This window comes from Chryseobacterium sp. W4I1, from assembly GCF_030816115.1.
Classification (GTDB): Bacteria; Bacteroidota; Bacteroidia; order Flavobacteriales; family Weeksellaceae; genus Chryseobacterium.
On record NZ_JAUSXQ010000001.1, the window covers coordinates 4,083,138 to 4,099,820 of the forward strand.

The window sequence follows — 16,683 nt, forward strand, 5'->3', positions numbered from 1 at the left end:
TCAGCTTTTTTTATTGGTAGTAAGTTTCTAAAAACGAAAAAAAATCTGACATTCTAAACAGGTTATTGGCGAGTAGAAAAACAAATAAGACGACCATTGTTATCATTAAAAATGATAGTGTTTTCGGCCTTGATCTGTATCCATGAAAAAGCCATCCTAAAAGTAATGGATATACGAATACAAAGTGTCCTCCATAGATATACGATGTATGAAGTCCGAACCTCATCATGCAATGAATGATAATGTCAAACAGGAATGAAAGGGCAAGAATCTGGACCATTTTGTTTTTGAAATTTTTAAGATAACTCCACAAAATCAATATAAGTAAAGTGATGACAAAAAGGTATGAAAAAGTGGTAGAATAAGGTTCCATTAAAAGTCCCTTAAAGTCAAAACCTTTCATATTATGTTTATCCGAAATCATGAAACTTGGAAAAAGAATGCTGCCTCCAAAAAAATAAGAAAGCATCATATCCCAGTCCGGAATGGATTCTACATTGGAGAACTTCTCGTACTGTTGGTTGGTTTTCGATAATATATTTTCATACTTAAAATCAATCCGGAGCAGATAGAGAAAAACAAAACAGGCTATAGCCAATAGAACACGGAATACTGCATTTCCGAATTTTTTCCAATTTTTGAAAATATCCCTTTCAAACACAACCGGAATAAAAACCTTAACCAGGTTGGTAATAGTAAGCCCTCCAATAGTAATACCGGCTAATGTGAGTGCCGATCCGGGAATTTTTTCTTCTTTTCTAAGCTTTATGGCCGCATAATAATTATAAATACTGAGAAGCAGGAGAGTGTAAGTAAAGTTTTCAGGAGTAAAAGAGAGAATAATACTGGTTGAAAAACATCCGAAAAACAAAATAATTAACAGGCTGAGCATTAGCGGAAGTCTAATGATATTTTTCAGATATTTAAATATCTGCACCATACAGAGGCTAATGGCTATATTGCTGAGCCAGGCCAGTATGAGTCTAAAGGAAGCATCCGTCTTTCCTCCGGATATCAAAAGGGAAAACTCTCTGATCCAGTTGAAAAAGTAATAAGCTAAAGGATGTCTTTCAAAACTTCCGCCGGTCATTACAATTGCTTTATTGTCAAAACTGAAATAAGCGTCCCATGGAATTCTGCTGTCAAAAATAATCCTGTAATGAAGGGCAATATAAGTTCCTAAAATTCCGTAACAGCTAATGAAGAACAGAAATACTGCCAACTCGGTATAGGAAGATGGAAATACCTGCTTTAATAAATTGATCAGTTTTGTTTTAATAAGAGACACGTATTGTTTTTTTTGCAAAAATAAAATAAAAAAACTCACCGGACTTGGTGAGTTTTAAAGATTATGATAATGGCATTATTGCTTGATCACTTTTCTTGTTGATGTGCTGCCATTGGCAAAATTAATTTTAACTAAATAAATTCCTTTAGGTAGTGACGAAATATTTGCTTTTTCAGAATCTCCTTGAAGAAGGGATTTGCCTGTCATATCAAATACTGTTGTAGATTTAATCTTCTGATCAGCTTTGATATTGATTTCTCCTTTTGTAGGGTTAGGGTGAATGGTTACAGCCTCTTTAGATTGGGAGGTGATCTCATTTGTCCCTAGTGTGGCATTTCCTAAGACCTGGATGTCGTCTATAGAAACAGCATCGGCATCATTAGCTATATACTGAAATCTGATTTTAACATTAGCTTGCCCGGCGTAAGTAGTTAAAGATTTTTGTACTGATACTGTGTTGTACAAATCTGTTGCTTCATTGTTATCTCCGTCATCTGTAAATCCGGCTTCTGTATCTTCATCCCAAAGAGTCGTCCAGTTTGTACCTCCATCAGTGGAAATCTGAGCCACAAGGTTGCCAAGATCCTGATCGATCATATAAGACCAGCCCACCTTTACTTTGAATTTTAAAACTGGTGCAGTAGTTCCGGCCAATGAAAATGCAGGACTTACTAAAGCAGCATTGTTATTTTGGTTAATGTAATCTACACCTGCAGATTTTGTTCCTGAAATAAGGAATCCTGATGTGCTCGTAGGGAAAGAGCTGGTTAGCTGCCATGGTCTGGAGGCTACTGTAGAGGTTCTTGTCCATCCGGTGGAAGGAAATACTGCTCCTTCAAAATCTTCGGAAAGGATAGTCTGTGCATGAGTTGCTGTAATTCCAAGCAATAAGCTTAGCGAAAAGAGAGCTTTCTTCATAAGAATTATTTTTTTTCTAAAATTAAGGAAAAATAATAATATGATGTAGAAATTTCAATAAAATCTATTAAACGATATGGTTTTTTACGTTATGAGCTGCAAGAAAGTGTAGAACACCCAGATGTGTCATCATAGGCTGATGGCCTTTTTGTAGAAAATTCAGGATACAATTCTTCATATGGATTTTCTAATGCTCGCGTAAGTTTTTCAAGCATATCTGTCTTTCCTGAACTGATCTCTTCAATACACTCGTAAAGAAGATAATTTCTTAAAGTGAACTTAGGATTTGTCTGCTTCATCAATGAAAGTGACGCTTCTCTTGAAATACTATTAGAAGAGAGCCTTGCCTCATATTTTTTCGCAAAATCTTCCAGTTTTTTGATTCTTTGATCGGTTAAAACAACATAGGACACATTTTCAAAGAGAGATTTAACATCACTTTCAGCATTTAGCTTTTCCAGCTGATTGAAAAATAAGGTATAATCCAGGTGAAGTTCCTGCATCAATCCCTGCCAGTTGGTGAAAAATTCCTCATCACTTTCCCGAAGCTCATCAAAACCAAATTTTCTGCATAGCATTTTATCATGAGATTCCCAGAAATAAGTGCCATATTGATTCAAAGTGTCTTCTAAGAACTTTTCGTCTTTAATCAATGCGTGAAGGGCATTTGCCAACTGCCAGAGGTTCCATTGCGAGATTTGTCCCTGCTGTCCAAAAGCATATCTTCTTCCCGGAAGGTCTGTTGTGTTTGGGGTGAAATTCAGGTCATACTCATCCATCATCGAATAAGGCCCGTAATCTATCGTCAATCCTAAAACAGACATATTGTCGGTGTTCATCACACCGTGTACAAATCCTACCCTGAACCATTCTGTCATCAGATTTGCAGTTCTTGTACATACATTTTCAAAAAAATCTTTGTATTTCTGAGTACCTGCTGAAGTGATTTCCGGAAAATAATTTTCAATGGTAAAATCAACGAGATCCTGTAGGGTGTCGTATTCTCTCTGGGCAGACATCAGTTCAAAATGTCCGAAACGCAGGAAACTTTCAGCAGTTCTAATGACCACAGCACCTTTTTCCAGCTGAGGATTTCCGTTGTACATCATGTCTCTGACCACATCTTCCCCTGTTAAGGCTAAGCTTAGCGCTCTTGTTGTGGGAACTCCGAGATGGTACATTGCTTCACTCATCAGATATTCGCGTACGGAAGACCTCAGTACTGCTCTTCCGTCTGCGTGCCTGGAATAAGGCGTTGCTCCGGCTCCTTTCCACTGAATTTCTGTCTTTTTTCCGTCTTTATTGATGATTTCTCCGGCAAGTATTGCTCTTCCGTCTCCAAGTTGCCCTGCCCAGTTCCCGAACTGGTGTCCGGCATAGGCTGTAGAGTAGGTTTTTACATTGTCCGGAAGGTTGTTTCCAACAAGAAAATCCAGGTCTTTTTCTTCATATTTCCCTAATCCTATTTCTTCGGATAAGGCTTCGTTGAAAGCAATCATTTTAGGACCGTCAAAACCTGCGGGATTTACGGATGCAAATAAAACTTTTGGAGTATTTCTCTGCAGGGTATTGCCGGAAAGATCTCCTGGAAATATATCGGTAAAAGGCTGTCTGATCTGTTCAATATTCATAGGTCAAAGGTATAAATTATAAAAGAAAAGACCTTCCAAATTATTGAAAGGTCTTGTGTATTTCTAAAAGAGAATTTATTTATTAAAATCTACCTCATCAGTAGAGTGGAGATTGTCATTGATATTTTCTTCTTTCTTTTCTGTATTGTTTTTCGGAGTTGGGTCTACCGGTCTTGGATTCTTGATCTCGTCAATGGTCTGAAGCCCTCCGTCATCTCCATATCCTTCACCTAAGCCTTTAAGATTTGAACATCCGTCTTTCCAGTCAGAAGGTCTGGTGAATTTGTCATCAGGAGTAATTCCCAGGGATTTGTCAGCCCATACTTTCTTCATGAAGATAGCCCAGATCGGCAATGCCATTTTCGCACCCTGACCTTCACCGGTTCCAAAGAAGTGAGTTGCTCTGTCTTCCCATCCTACCCAGGCACCCGTTGCCAGTTTTGGAGTAATTCCCATAAACCAACCATCGGAGTTATTCTGAGTGGTACCAGTTTTAGCGGCAATTTCCACCCCTTTTGAAATTCCTCTTCGTCCTAATTCTCCAGAAGCTGTACCGAACTGAGCAACACCTTTCATTAATTCAATCATGGTGTAGGCATACATTGGGTTCATTACTTCTTTTGGTTCTACATTTACTTCTTTGATTACTCTTCCGTTGGCATCTTCAATTCTCCAGATCATTTCAGGTTTATTGTAGTTTCCATAGTTGGCAAAAGTACTGTATGCACCAAGCATTTCATAAATGGTAATGTCTGATGAACCTAAGGCAATGGTATTGTTTCTAGGAATGTCTTCCGTAACACCCAGGTCTCTTGCAGTCTGAATAACGGCATCTACTCCTGTCATTTCAATTAACCTTGCGGCAACCGGGTTTTGGGAGTGTGCAAGAGCGTCTTTTAATGTAAGCATTCCTCCTCTTCCAGGCACATGCCATCCTTTGTGATCATAAGTACCGTTAGAAACAGTGGAACATGGTGTCATTCCTAATTTCATAATAGCAGTCGCATATACAAATGGCTTGAAGGTAGATCCTACCTGTCTTTTTCCTTGTTTGATATGGTCATACTGGAAATGCTGCCAGTCTATACCACCTACCCATGCTTTAATCTCTCCACTTCCCGGAACCATTGACATTAAGCCTGCCTGGGCAATCTGCTTGTGATATCTGATGGAATCCCATGGAGACATTTCCACTTCTTCTTCACCGGCCCATGTGAACCTTGATGTTTTAATAGGTTTCTGAAACTCCATGATGATAGAGTCTTCAGGCATATTGTCAGCTTTCAGCAGTTTGTAACGGCCTGTTCTTCTTACAGCCTGCATCATTACATCATTGACCTGCTTTTTGGTCAGGTAATAAAAAGGTCTGTCTTTTCTGCCTCTCTGTTCTGCATCAAATCGTTTCTGTAGATCAGTAAGGTGCTCCTTGATTGATTCTTCAGCATATTTCTGCATTTTGGAATCAAGGGTAACATAAATCTTTAATCCGTCTTTGTAAAGATTAAGTTTCTTGCCGGTTTCTTTTTCGTAGCCTTCAAGGTACCTGTCTATTTCTTTTCTTAAATAAAATTTATAATACGCAGAATATCCGTCTGTAATATTTTTAATAGGGTGGAAGTCTACTTCTACCGGAGTATTAATGGCTTTTTCATAAGTAGCCTGGTCAATATAACCGGTTTTCTGCATCTGCTCCAGCACTACATTTCTTCTGTCCTTTGCTTTTTCAGGATATCTGTAAGGATTGTTCTTCCTTGGATTTTCAAGCATGGCTACAAAAGTGGCCGCCTCAGGAAGGGTAAGTTCCGAAGTTTTTTTGTTAAAATAAACCTTGGAAGCCATTTCTACACCGTTAGCATTGAAAAGGAAGTCAAACTTGTTGAAATATAATGTGATGATCTCTTCTTTGGTATATCTTTTTTCAAGACTTACTGCAACTACCCATTCTTTCAGTTTCTGGAATGCTCTTTCAATTTTATTCTGAGAAGCAGATCCTGTGAAAAGAAGCTTAGCTAACTGCTGGGTAATAGTGGAACCTCCGCCTCGGCCACCTCCATAAACTACGGCTCTGGCAATAGACTGAAGATCAATCCCTGAGTGTTCTTTGAAACGCTCGTCTTCTTTAGCCTGAAGGGCATAAATAAGGTAAGGAGGAAGGTCTTTATAAACAATAGGCTGCGTTTTTTCTTTTTCAAATTTGCCTAAAGTAACCCCATCCGATGAAATGATTTCAGAAGCGACGTAGATGTCAGGGTTTTCAAGTTCCTTTACATCAGGCATTTCCCCAAGGAAACCCTGAGAAACAGCAAAGAAAAGTCCTGAAATACCTAAAACTACCGCAATGAGTCCAATCCAAATAAATCTAACCCATTTTTTCCAGGAGGTATCTTTCTTTTTTTTGGGAGGAAGAGGGAAGGTTTTTCCCTTGTTTCCTGCATTTTGTCTGTTGTCTTCCATTTATGGTTACGGTTTAGCCGTTTCTATTTTTACTCCAACGTCTTCAATTCCCGGAAGGATGTCATTTCTCATCGCCTGAATCAGGCCGATCTCATATTTTCCCTTTGCTGGAAATCTGTAGTTCATTTTATACTGAAATAATGCTTCCTTCGTGTCACCAAAACCTGTACCAAGCCATTCTCCGTTTGGTTTCGCCAAAACATAATTCAGGGTATCTGTTTCCTTTTTTTTGTTCTGCAGGTTGGTGAAGTTGACAATGAATCTTATGTTGCTGTAAGGATAATCATTGTTATTTCTTACAACAAATATAATATTTTTAGGATTCTGCGGATCGGTAACTTCAAGATTAAATTTTTGCTCACTTTTCTTGTTCCATTTATTATTAACGGAATTCATCGTCACATTTTCTTCCTGGGAAGAATGACAACTAAAGAAAAGCATAAGAGGTAATAATCCTAAAGTTTTACGCATTTTTATCTTTTTTTGGAGGAAATTTCTTTTTAAAATTTTTCTTGTTTGAGTTCTGCTGTTTTTTCTCAGGATCAGAAGGTGTATCAGCTCTTTCCGTTTGTGCTTTTGGCTGCTGCGGTTTTTGCTGTTGCTTCTGTTGCGGTCTAGGCTGATTTCCAGAATTTGCATTAGTGTTTTCTGGTCTGTCAGGTCTATCGGTTCTTTCAGGTCTCTCAGTCCTTTCCGGTCTGTTTTTCTTTGGTCCCTGTCCTTGTCCTTGTTGCCCTTGCGCTTGACCGCCGTTGTTTGGTCTGTTGTTTTGGTTTCTGTTCCTGTTGTTTCCTCTGTTTTTCTTTTCAAACCTGTCCATATTGTTCTCCTGGATCAGGTCAATAGTTTGGGCAGGGATATCCGGCTGTTTAAGATCTTCCAAAGGAGGCGTTCTTTCGCCTTTTTTGTTTTTTGCTATTAATTTCTTAACGAGTTCAATATCAAAATCGTACCATGCCATAGAGCTGTCAACATAGGCAAACCACATTTTCTTTTTGAAAACGTCTATTTTGATACAGAATGCTCTTCCCTTTTCCGTGTCCAATGTTGTTGAAGAAGAGGGAAAATGGCTTAATGCATCAAGGTAACTGTCCAGTTCGTAATTAAGACAGCATTTCAATTTACCACATTGTCCTGCAAGTTTTTGAGGATTAATGCTTAACTGTTGGTATCTTGCTACATTCGTATTGACGGATCTAAAATCTGTAAGCCATGTGGAACAGCAGAGTTCTCTTCCACACGATCCGATTCCGCCTACTTTGGCCGCTTCCTGCCTGAACCCGATCTGTTTCATATCGATCTTTGTTCTGAAAGCTCCGGCATATTCTTTTATCAGCTGCCTGAAATCCACTCGGTTATCAGCAGTGTAATAAAAAGTGATCTTTGAAGAATCGCCCTGGTATTCTACATCAGTGACTTTCATTTCAAGACCTATTCTGTAGGCGATCTTTCTGGCTTCCAGTTTTACGCCATCTTCTTTTTTTCGGGCTTCCTGCCAGACCTCAAGGTCTTTCTGGTTAGCCTGTCTATATATTTTGAGTACAGATTCTTCAGGAAATTTTTTCTTTTTCATCTGAATCTTTACTAATTCTCCGGTGAGGCTTACTACGCCTACATCGTGCCCCGGGCTTGATTCTACTGTTACTACGCTACCTATATGTAAAGGGATATTATTTACATTCTTATAAAACGATTTTCTGTCATTTTTAAATCTAACTTCTACAAGGTCGCACCTATTTGATGCAGGATTGTTGATGTCAGAAAGCCAGTCGAAAACACTTAATTTATAACTATTACCACAGGTATTTACACTTTCACAGCCATTCGCGGTCTTTTTGGGTCCGCAAGAATGTGCAGAATCGCCGGATGTTTTGCATCCACAACTCATATAACTATTTTTTTTATAATCTTGCAAATTTATGTAAATTTATCTTTATGCAATTCTAAAATACTCAAATATTCAATATCGTCATTGTTTAACATTAAACGAATAAATTATATGATGGGATAAATATTGATAAGTTGTTATAAAAGATAAGTTTAGACAGGTGTTTTTTCAAAGTGCTATTTCAAACATAATTTTCTTTTGGGATATTGTTTAAAATATTAAGAAATATTAACAGGTGTATTCAAAATAATTTTATATTTGGCTTATATAATAACAGTCTATGAAAAAAATATTAGTATCAACTGCTTTATTGGCGGGTGTTCTATCCTACGCAGGGGGCTTCAGAGTATCTCTACAAGGAGTGAAACAATTGGCCATGGCACATACTAGTGCTCATGCCGAAGACGCAAGTGTGGCATTCTTTAACCCAGCGGGTATGTCATTCATTCCTTCTAAACTGAGTATAGTAGCAGGAGGGTTTGGTGCAAGTAATAAAGTTACTTTTCAAAACTTGAATACTTTACAAAGTACAGAAACAGATAATCCTCTTGGGACTCCGTTATATGCTGCGGTTGCTTACAGACCGATAGAGAACCTGTCTGTTGGTTTCAGTTTTACTACACCTTTTGGAAGTACTATCCAGTGGCCTAGCGACTGGGAAGGAAGAGAAATGGTGCAGAAACTGGAGCTGAAGAGTTTCTATTTTCAGCCAATGGTCTCTGTGAAACTGGCGCCTTGGGTGTCATTCGGAGCAAGCTATATTTATGCAAAAGGTAAAGTAGACTGGGATAAAGCGGTGACGCAGTTCGGTGGTGAATTGAACATTAAAGATGAAAAGGCAAGCGGTAGCGGCTATGGATTCGGATTCTATTTCAGACCTGATCCAAAGTTGGATATAAGTATTGCTTACCGTTCCCCTATTGATATGAAAGCTAAAAACGGAACAGCTACATTCAAATTCCCTTCAGCATCTGTTTATCCGTTATTAGGACTGGATCCAAGTACAGGTCAGGATAAATTTACAGCAACACTTCCTTTAGTAGAAGAATATACAGTTGGTTTAACATACAAAGTGACACCGAAGTGGTTGGTTTCAGCTGACTTTAACTATCACGGATGGGAAAGATACAGCAAGCTGACTCTTGATTTTGCTACGGCTCCGGTTGCTACTGGAAATCCAGCAGATCCTACGGTTCTTGTATCTCCTAAAAACTTTAGAAACTCAAAAACATTCAGATTGGGGACACAGTATGCTTTCACTGATATGATCTTCGGACGTTTAGGAGCTTACTATGATGAATCTCCTTATACGGACGATCACTTTATTCCGGAAACACCTTCATTCAATACGTATGTAATTACCGGAGGTCTTGGTTTTAAACTAAAGCAGTTCGGAGTTGATATCGCAGGAGGATATGCACTTCCTCAGGCCAGAGACGTGAGAAATACTACTCTTGGCTTTAACGGACAGGCAAAAGCTAAAGCATTTTACTTTGGTTTAGGTTTATCGTATAACCCTTTTTAATTGAAAGACTATGAAAAAAATTATAATATCAACACTTGCCGTTTCTGCACTTCTTTTTACAACAAGTTGTGAAACTGATTTCGATACAGATGTAAAAGATGTTCAAGTGACTAAAGGAGATGCAGATTTTTCTAAATATATTTCCTTAGGAAATTCCCTGACTTCTGGTTACAGAGATGGAGCACTTTACAGCAGTGGGCAAAGTGAATCTTATCCAAGTATAATTGCAGCTCAGATGCAGCTTGCTGGTGGTGGAGCTTTTAAACAACCGCTGATGCCAAACGATGTAGGAGGATTTATCGGATTACCAGGTTTTCCGGGGAAATTGACTCTTCAGGTTACTGCAAGCGGTAGCTTGGGCCCTGTTGCAAGCAGTCCTGCTGCTGCATTAGATAATGTGGCCACCGGTGGACCTTATCAAAATATGGGAGTTCCGGGAGCTAAATCTTTCCACTTGGTTGCGCCAGGTTACGGGAGTGCTGCCAATCTTGCCATAGGAGCTGCCAATCCATATTTTGTGCGATTTGCTACTTCTGCAACAACTACTGTTTTAGCAGATGCAATGGCTCAGAAGCCAACATTTTTCTCTCTTTGGATTGGTAATAATGATGTATTGTCTTATGCAACCAATGGGGGAACCAATTCTCAAACGGTAGGTGGTGTCACTACTTATACTGTTGCAACTGTCCAAACCAATAACGTAAATCCGACGACTTATAAATCAAATGATATTTCTGATCCCAATCTTGTAGCGGGATCTATTAAAGCTGTACTGGATGGTCTTAAAAGTGTAGGTACTACAAAAGGAGTTATTGGAAATATTCCTTATGTTACATCTATTCCTTTTTTCACGACAGTGCCTTACAATCCTTTAACGCCAACAACTTTGGGAGCGAATTTAGCAACTCTTAATGCAAGTTTGTACGGACCATTAAAGCAGGCACTTACTGCTTTTGGAGCTGGAGATAGAATTAATTTGCTTTCTTCTACTTCTGCAAATCCTGTTCTGATAAAAGATGTTGCCCTTACGGATCTGTCTGCACAGCTTACTGCTGCATTGACTCCTTCTTTAGGACCGCTTACAGCAGCTGCATTCGGACAAATATTTGGACAGGCAAGACAGGCTAAATCAGATGACTATATCCTTCTTACATCAAGTTCTCTAATTGGAACTCCTGCACCGGGAGCACCGGCTCCTGTAAATGTTTATGGGATTTCTTATCCGTTGCAAAATCAACATGTATTAACAAAAACAGAAGCTTCTTATGTGAAGACAGCAGTAGATGCTTATAATACTTCTATAAAATCACTTGCTGATTCTTATGGATTAGCTTTTGTAGATGGGAATGCTAAAATGGTTGAGCTTAATGGAAATTCAGGTATTTCCTTTGATGGGGTAAAATATACTGCCAAATTCGTGACCGGAGGCGCATTCTCTCTTGACGGTGTTCACCTTACCGGAAGAGGTTATGCAGTTATTGCCAACGAGTTTATCAAATCTATCAATATGAAGTACAAATCTACTTTGCCACAGGTAGATCCTAATAAGTATTCAGGAATAAAATTCCCGTAATCATACAGGAAAATAAAAACTTAGAAACCACAAGACTAATTCTTGTGGTTTTTTTTTAAATTTGCAGAATCTTTAAAAAGTAAAAATGGCCGATCAGTTAAGTTATCTATTTTGTACAAGAACCAGTAAGGACTTGGCAGAAAAAATTGCCCAGCATTATGGGAAAGAATTAGGAAAAATCAACTTTCAGGAGTTCAGCGACGGAGAATTTGAGCCTGTTTTGGACGAATCTGTGAGAGGAGGAAGAGTTTTCCTGATAGGATCTACTTTCCCGCCAGCAGACAATCTTTTAGAACTTCTATTGATGATTGATGCAGCGAAAAGAGCTTCCGCAAAAAGCATTACTGTAGTAATTCCTTACTTCGGACTTGCAAGACAGGACAGAAAAGACAAACCGAGAGCTCCGATAGGGGCAAAGCTGGTTGCTAATCTATTAACAGCAGCTGGAGCAACAAGAGTAATGACAATGGATCTTCACGCAGACCAGATTCAGGGATTCTTTGAAATCCCGGTAGATCATCTGTATGCTTCAAGCATTTTTGTGGATTATATCAGAAACTTAAATCTTGACAGTCTTACCATCGCCTCTCCGGATATGGGTGGAGCAAAAAGAGCAAAAAACTATGCAGGCCATCTTGGTGCTGATGTTGTAATTGCTTACAAGGAAAGGAAGAAAGCGAATGTTGTGGAAGAGATGTTCCTGATTGGAGATGTGGAAGGAAAGAATGTAATCCTTATCGATGACATGATTGATACTGCAGGTACACTTTGCAAAGCTGCAGATATTTTGATGGAAAAAGGAGCAAAATCAGTAAGAGCAATGGCTACTCACGGAGTACTTTCCGGAAAGGCTTACGAGAATATTGAGAACTCAAAATTATTGGAAGTGATTGTAACTGACTCAATTCCTGTTAAAAATAATTTGTCAACTAAAATAAAAGTGCTATCTTGCGCCCCATTATTTGCAGACGTTATGACCATGGTTCATGAGCATCAATCAATTAGCAGTAAGTTTATTATCTAATTGATTTTTAGAAGTTTGCGTAATTTAATCGAATAATTTTTTAAATTTTTATAAATGAAATCTATTACAATTCAAGGTACAAAAAGAGAAAACGTGGGCAAAAAGTCTACAAAAGCTTTGCGTGATGCTGAATTAGTTCCTTGTGTTGTTTATGGAGGTGAAGCGCCTTTAAACTTCTCTGCTGAAGAGAGAGCTTTTAAAGGTTTAGTATACACTCCTGAAGCACACACGGTATCTATTGAACTAGACGGAAAAACAATTCCGGCTGTCCTTCAGGATATTCAGTTCCACCCAATTACGGACAAAATCTTACACGTAGACTTCTACCAGTTATCTGATGATAAGCCGGTAATTATGGAAGTTCCTGTAAGACTTACTGGACGTTCTAAAGGTGTTGTGGCTGGTGGTGTTTTACGTCAGTCTTTCAGAAAATTGAAAGTAAAAGCTATTCCTGCAAACTTGCCGGATGAGGTAGTGGTTGATGTTACTCCATTGAAAATTGGTAACAAACTTTATGTAGGAGGTCTTAAAGCTGAAGGATTCTCTTTCGTGCATCCTGACAATGCAGTTGTAGTGGCTGTTAAGATGTCTAGAAATGCAATGAAAGGTGGTGCTGTAGCTGATGACGATGAGGAAGAAGTTGCAACTGAAGAAGGAGCAGCTCCAGCAGAAGAAACTGCAGCAGAATAATTTTTGCTTATTCAAACACAATATAAAACCTGTCAATTTATTGGCAGGTTTTTATTTATTCAATAAATGGAGTATGGATCTTTCTTTGTCATCCTATCCATCGAATTTTTCTATTAACTGATAAGTATCAGTCATTATTGAGATGCATCCTTTCAGAAAAAAAGACGTAAATTTGAAGTGTTCTAAATAAGAGCCATCTAATTTAAAATTTTAATAAATGTTTGACATTCAAGAAATAAGAAGTCAGTTTACTATATTAAACCGCGAAGTGAATGGTAAACCTTTGGTTTACTTAGATAATGCAGCAACATCCCAGAAACCCAATTCCGTTTTGGAAGTCTGGAATCAATATTATACAGATCTTAATGCCAATGTTCACAGGGGGATTCATACATTAAGCCAGCTTGCTACTGAAGAAATGGAACTTTCAAGAAGAAAAATCCAGAAATTCATTAATGCAAAACATGATTTTGAAGTCATTTTTACAAAAGGGACTACCGAAGGACTGAACCTCATCGCCTATATTTTAACGCAGAAGCTTAAAAAGGACGATGAGATTATTATTTCTTACCTTGAGCATCATTCCAATATCGTTCCCTGGCAGCTGCTTTGTGAAAGAACCGGCGCAAAGCTCAGAGTGATCCCGATTGATGAAAATGGAATTCTTCAGCTGGATTACCTCGATCAGTTTTTAAGTGAAAAAACGAAAGTGGTTTCTGTGAACCAGGTTTCCAATGCTTTGGGAATTGTAAATCCTATAGAAGAGATCATTGCGAAAACAAGAAAAAATTCAAATGCTTATGTTGTGATTGATGGGGCGCAGTCTGCTCCTCACTTCACCATTGATGTACAGAAGCTGAATTGTGATTTCTTTGTGTTCTCTGGCCATAAAATGTATGCTCCGATGGGAACCGGTATCCTATATGGAAAGCAGGAAATTCTTGAAGAGCTTCCACCGTTCCATGGGGGAGGAGAGATGATTGCTACCTGTTCTTTCGACGGAACTACTTATGCCGGGCTTCCTTTTAAATATGAAGCCGGAACCCCAAATGTAGGTGGAAATATTGCATTAGGTGCGGCTGTAGATTTTATGGAAAAAATCGGAAGACAGAATATTCAGAATCATGAGAATGCATTGTTGGAGTATGCTCAAAGAAAACTTTTGGAGCTGGAAAATATAAAGATCTACGGTGAGAAAGCAAAAAGAACGGGCGTCGTTTCCTTTAATCTGGTAGGCGTGGGGATTTCTTCCGATGTAGGAATGATTCTTGATAAAATGGGGATTGCTGTAAGGACCGGACATCACTGTACACAGCCTATCATGAACTTTTTCAATATAGCCGGAACGGTAAGAGCCAGTTTTGCTGTCTACAATACTTTTGAAGAAATTGACAAGCTTGTAGAAGGGGTGAAGAAAGCTCAGAAAATGCTCGGATAAAATATAAAAAAGCAGTTGTTTATCAGCTGCTTTTTTATTTAGTTTACTCCCACGGTATGCAATAGCATCTTCCGTCTATAATGACCTGATAGTATTCAATGGCACATTCAAGGCAGATTTCTGTTCCTGCTACGATCGTTTTCAATTTTTCTTTGCTTAACTTTTTCATATTCTTGATTTTAAGAGTTGGTGATCAAATATAAATATAAATTCATAAAAAGATAACTTATAGAGCTTTCAATTTGAGCGACTTTTGATTTAGATAGAAATGATCTGGATGATAAATAGATTCTTACAATCTTTCAAATAGCAATTTTTGTGATTCATTGTTTTTATTCTTGAAGTAATTTTGCTTGGTCTAAATTTAACTTTAATGGAATTAATAGAAAAACTGAACTGGAGATTTGCAACCAAAGCAATGAACGGTCAAAAAGTACCACAGGAAAAAGTGGATAAAATATTAGAAGCGGCAAGACTGGCGCCTACCTCCAGCGGGCTTCAGCCTTTTGAGATCATCGTAGTGACCAATCAGGAGGTGAAAGAACAGATTAAGCCACATGCGTGGAACCAGCCACAGATCACAGATTGTTCGCATCTTTTAGTATTTGCAGCCTGGGATAATTATACCGAAGAAAGAATCAACAGTATGTTTGACCTTACCAACGAGATCAGAGGCTTTAAAAATGAAGGTTGGGAAAACTACAGACAGATGCTGCTAGGAACATATCCACAGAGGTCTGCTGAAGAAAATTTCACCCATGCTGCAAAACAGGCTTACATTTCTTTTGGTGCTGCCATTATCGCTGCTGCTTTTGAAGAAGTAGATTCTACGCCGATGGAAGGTTTCTCTCCTGACGCTGTGGATGAAGTTTTAAACTTAAAAGAAAAAGGCTTGAAAAGTGTTCTATTATTACCTATCGGGTACAGGAATACGGAATCAGACTGGCTGGTGAATCTTACAAAAGTGAGAAAGCCTAAAGAAGATTTCATTACTGAAGTCAATTAATTACTAATTTTTTTCTCATAAAAATCCCTTTCAAATAGTTGAAAGGGATTTTGTTTTTAATTAATATCTTTAAGTGTATTTCTGTCTAAACCTATCAGTTTGAATTTCTATCTAAAAATACTAAAGTATTAAAAATTTTTGCAACTTTTGTGGTTAGAAAAATTAATGAACCGGTTTCCAATCTACAACCGCTCTGATAAACGCTTCCGCATTTTCCACAGGAATATTCGGTAAAATTCCATGTCCCAGGTTGGCGATGTATCTGTCTTTTCCGAAACGGTTAATCATCTCTGTAACCATCTTTTTGATTGTTTCCGGAGTGGAGTGTAATCTTGCAGGATCAAAATTCCCCTGAAGCGTCATGGTATGGTTCGTTAATGTTCTTGCAAATTCTGGCTTAATCGTCCAGTCTACACCCAAAGCAGATGCTTTAGACATCGTCATATCTTCAAGAGCAAACCAGCATCCTTTCCCGAATACCACAACATGCGTAAGAGGACTTAAAGCTTCAACAATCTGGTTGATATACTGCCATGAGAATTCCTGGTAATCCGTAGGCGAAAGCATTCCTCCCCATGAATCAAAAACCTGAACAGCAGAAACGCCCTTTTCAACTTTTCTTTTCAAATAAGCAATCGTAGTATCTGTAATCTTCTGAAGCAGTAAATGAGCGGCCTCAGGCTGCTGAAAACAGAACGATTTCGCAATATCAAAAGCTTTACTTCCTTTTCCTTCAATACAGTAGCACAGGATTGTCCATGGAGAACCTGCAAAACCGATTAATGGAATTTCATTATCTAATTTAATTAATGTAAGTTCAATGGCATCAAAAACGTATCCTAAAGTATCATCCACATCAGGAACCACAACATTCTGAACCTGCTCCATCGTTCTGATTGGATTATCCAGCCATGGACCCACGTTTTCCTTCATTTTAAAATCAATTCCCATCGCTTGGGGAACTACCAAAATATCAGAAAACAAAATGGCTGCATCCAAAGGAAATCTACGGATAGGCTGTACGGTAATTTCAGAAGCTAGTTCCGGCGTCTGGCATCTCGTAAAGAAATCATATTTATCACGAAGAGCAATGAATTCCGGTAAATACCTTCCGGCTTGTCTCATCATCCAAACAGGTGGTCTTTCTACAGTTTCTCCACGGAGTGCTTTTAAATATAAGTCGTTTTTAATCATAATTTATTTAAACTAATACGGCCGTTCCCGGCACTCATTATTTTTACAGCGATA

At 38.4% G+C, this 16,683-nt stretch carries 14 protein-coding genes; 6 read left to right on the forward strand and 8 right to left on the reverse strand.

Going from position 1 to position 16,683, the window contains the following annotated elements; genetic code table 11:
• Positions 1-10 precede the first annotated feature (10 nt).
• The 6 genes from QF044_RS19065 to QF044_RS19090 all read right to left on the reverse strand — a co-directional run bounded on the left by QF044_RS19065 (position 11) and on the right by QF044_RS19090 (position 8,179).
• Positions 11-1,288 carry a DUF6080 domain-containing protein gene (locus QF044_RS19065; protein WP_307270718.1) on the reverse strand — a complete coding sequence of 426 codons (1,278 nt, stop codon included), beginning with the start codon at positions 1,286-1,288 and terminating at the stop codon, positions 11-13.
• Between the two features lie 75 nt (positions 1,289-1,363).
• Positions 1,364-2,206 carry a T9SS type A sorting domain-containing protein gene (locus QF044_RS19070; protein ID WP_307270721.1) on the reverse strand — a complete coding sequence of 281 codons (843 nt, stop codon included), beginning with the start codon at positions 2,204-2,206 and terminating at the stop codon, positions 1,364-1,366.
• Positions 2,207-2,295: 89 nt separating this feature from the next.
• Positions 2,296-3,837: a YdiU family protein gene (locus QF044_RS19075; RefSeq protein ID WP_307270725.1), complete on the reverse strand. Its 1,542-nt coding sequence runs from the start codon at positions 3,835-3,837 to the stop codon at positions 2,296-2,298.
• Between the two features lie 75 nt (positions 3,838-3,912).
• Positions 3,913-6,291: a transglycosylase domain-containing protein gene (locus tag QF044_RS19080; RefSeq protein ID WP_307270728.1), complete on the reverse strand. Its 2,379-nt coding sequence runs from the start codon at positions 6,289-6,291 to the stop codon at positions 3,913-3,915.
• A 6-nt stretch (positions 6,292-6,297) separates the two neighbouring features.
• On the reverse strand, positions 6,298-6,762 hold the full coding sequence (locus QF044_RS19085; RefSeq protein ID WP_307270731.1) for a gliding motility lipoprotein GldH: 465 nt from the start codon (positions 6,760-6,762) through the stop codon (positions 6,298-6,300).
• A complete protein-coding gene (locus tag QF044_RS19090) occupies positions 6,755-8,179 on the reverse strand; it encodes a regulatory iron-sulfur-containing complex subunit RicT (RefSeq protein WP_307270734.1) in 1,425 nt (474 codons plus the stop codon). The genes QF044_RS19085 and QF044_RS19090 overlap by 8 nt, the downstream gene beginning before the upstream one ends.
• A gap of 280 nt (positions 8,180-8,459) precedes the next feature.
• Between QF044_RS19090 and QF044_RS19095 the strand changes: the two genes are divergently transcribed.
• The 5 genes from QF044_RS19095 to QF044_RS19115 all read left to right on the forward strand — a co-directional run bounded on the left by QF044_RS19095 (position 8,460) and on the right by QF044_RS19115 (position 14,429).
• Positions 8,460-9,704, forward strand: coding sequence for an OmpP1/FadL family transporter (locus QF044_RS19095; protein WP_307270736.1), 1,245 nt, complete (start codon positions 8,460-8,462; stop codon positions 9,702-9,704).
• Between the two features lie 10 nt (positions 9,705-9,714).
• Entirely contained in the window at positions 9,715-11,277 is a 1,563-nt protein-coding gene (locus QF044_RS19100; RefSeq protein ID WP_307270737.1) for a G-D-S-L family lipolytic protein, read from the forward strand.
• Positions 11,278-11,362: 85 nt separating this feature from the next.
• Positions 11,363-12,301, forward strand: coding sequence for a ribose-phosphate pyrophosphokinase (locus QF044_RS19105; protein ID WP_307270739.1), 939 nt, complete (start codon positions 11,363-11,365; stop codon positions 12,299-12,301).
• Between the two features lie 54 nt (positions 12,302-12,355).
• Positions 12,356-12,991, forward strand: coding sequence for a 50S ribosomal protein L25/general stress protein Ctc (locus QF044_RS19110; RefSeq protein WP_307270742.1), 636 nt, complete (start codon positions 12,356-12,358; stop codon positions 12,989-12,991).
• Positions 12,992-13,208: 217 nt separating this feature from the next.
• The gene (locus QF044_RS19115) at positions 13,209-14,429 is read left to right on the forward strand and encodes an aminotransferase class V-fold PLP-dependent enzyme (protein WP_307270744.1); all 1,221 of its coding nucleotides are present in this window, start codon (positions 13,209-13,211) and stop codon (positions 14,427-14,429) included.
• A gap of 43 nt (positions 14,430-14,472) precedes the next feature.
• Here the strand turns inward: QF044_RS19115 and QF044_RS19120 are convergent, their stop codons facing one another.
• Positions 14,473-14,598 (reverse strand): GNAT family acetyltransferase, encoded by a 126-nt coding sequence (locus QF044_RS19120; protein ID WP_307270747.1) that lies wholly within the window; start codon positions 14,596-14,598, stop codon positions 14,473-14,475.
• A gap of 204 nt (positions 14,599-14,802) precedes the next feature.
• Between QF044_RS19120 and QF044_RS19125 the strand changes: the two genes are divergently transcribed.
• Entirely contained in the window at positions 14,803-15,435 is a 633-nt protein-coding gene (locus QF044_RS19125; protein WP_307270750.1) for an NAD(P)H-dependent oxidoreductase, read from the forward strand.
• A gap of 162 nt (positions 15,436-15,597) precedes the next feature.
• Here the strand turns inward: QF044_RS19125 and hemE are convergent, their stop codons facing one another.
• A complete protein-coding gene (hemE, locus tag QF044_RS19130) occupies positions 15,598-16,629 on the reverse strand; it encodes a uroporphyrinogen decarboxylase (RefSeq protein WP_307270752.1) in 1,032 nt (343 codons plus the stop codon).
• Between the last annotated feature and the right edge of the window lie 54 nt (positions 16,630-16,683).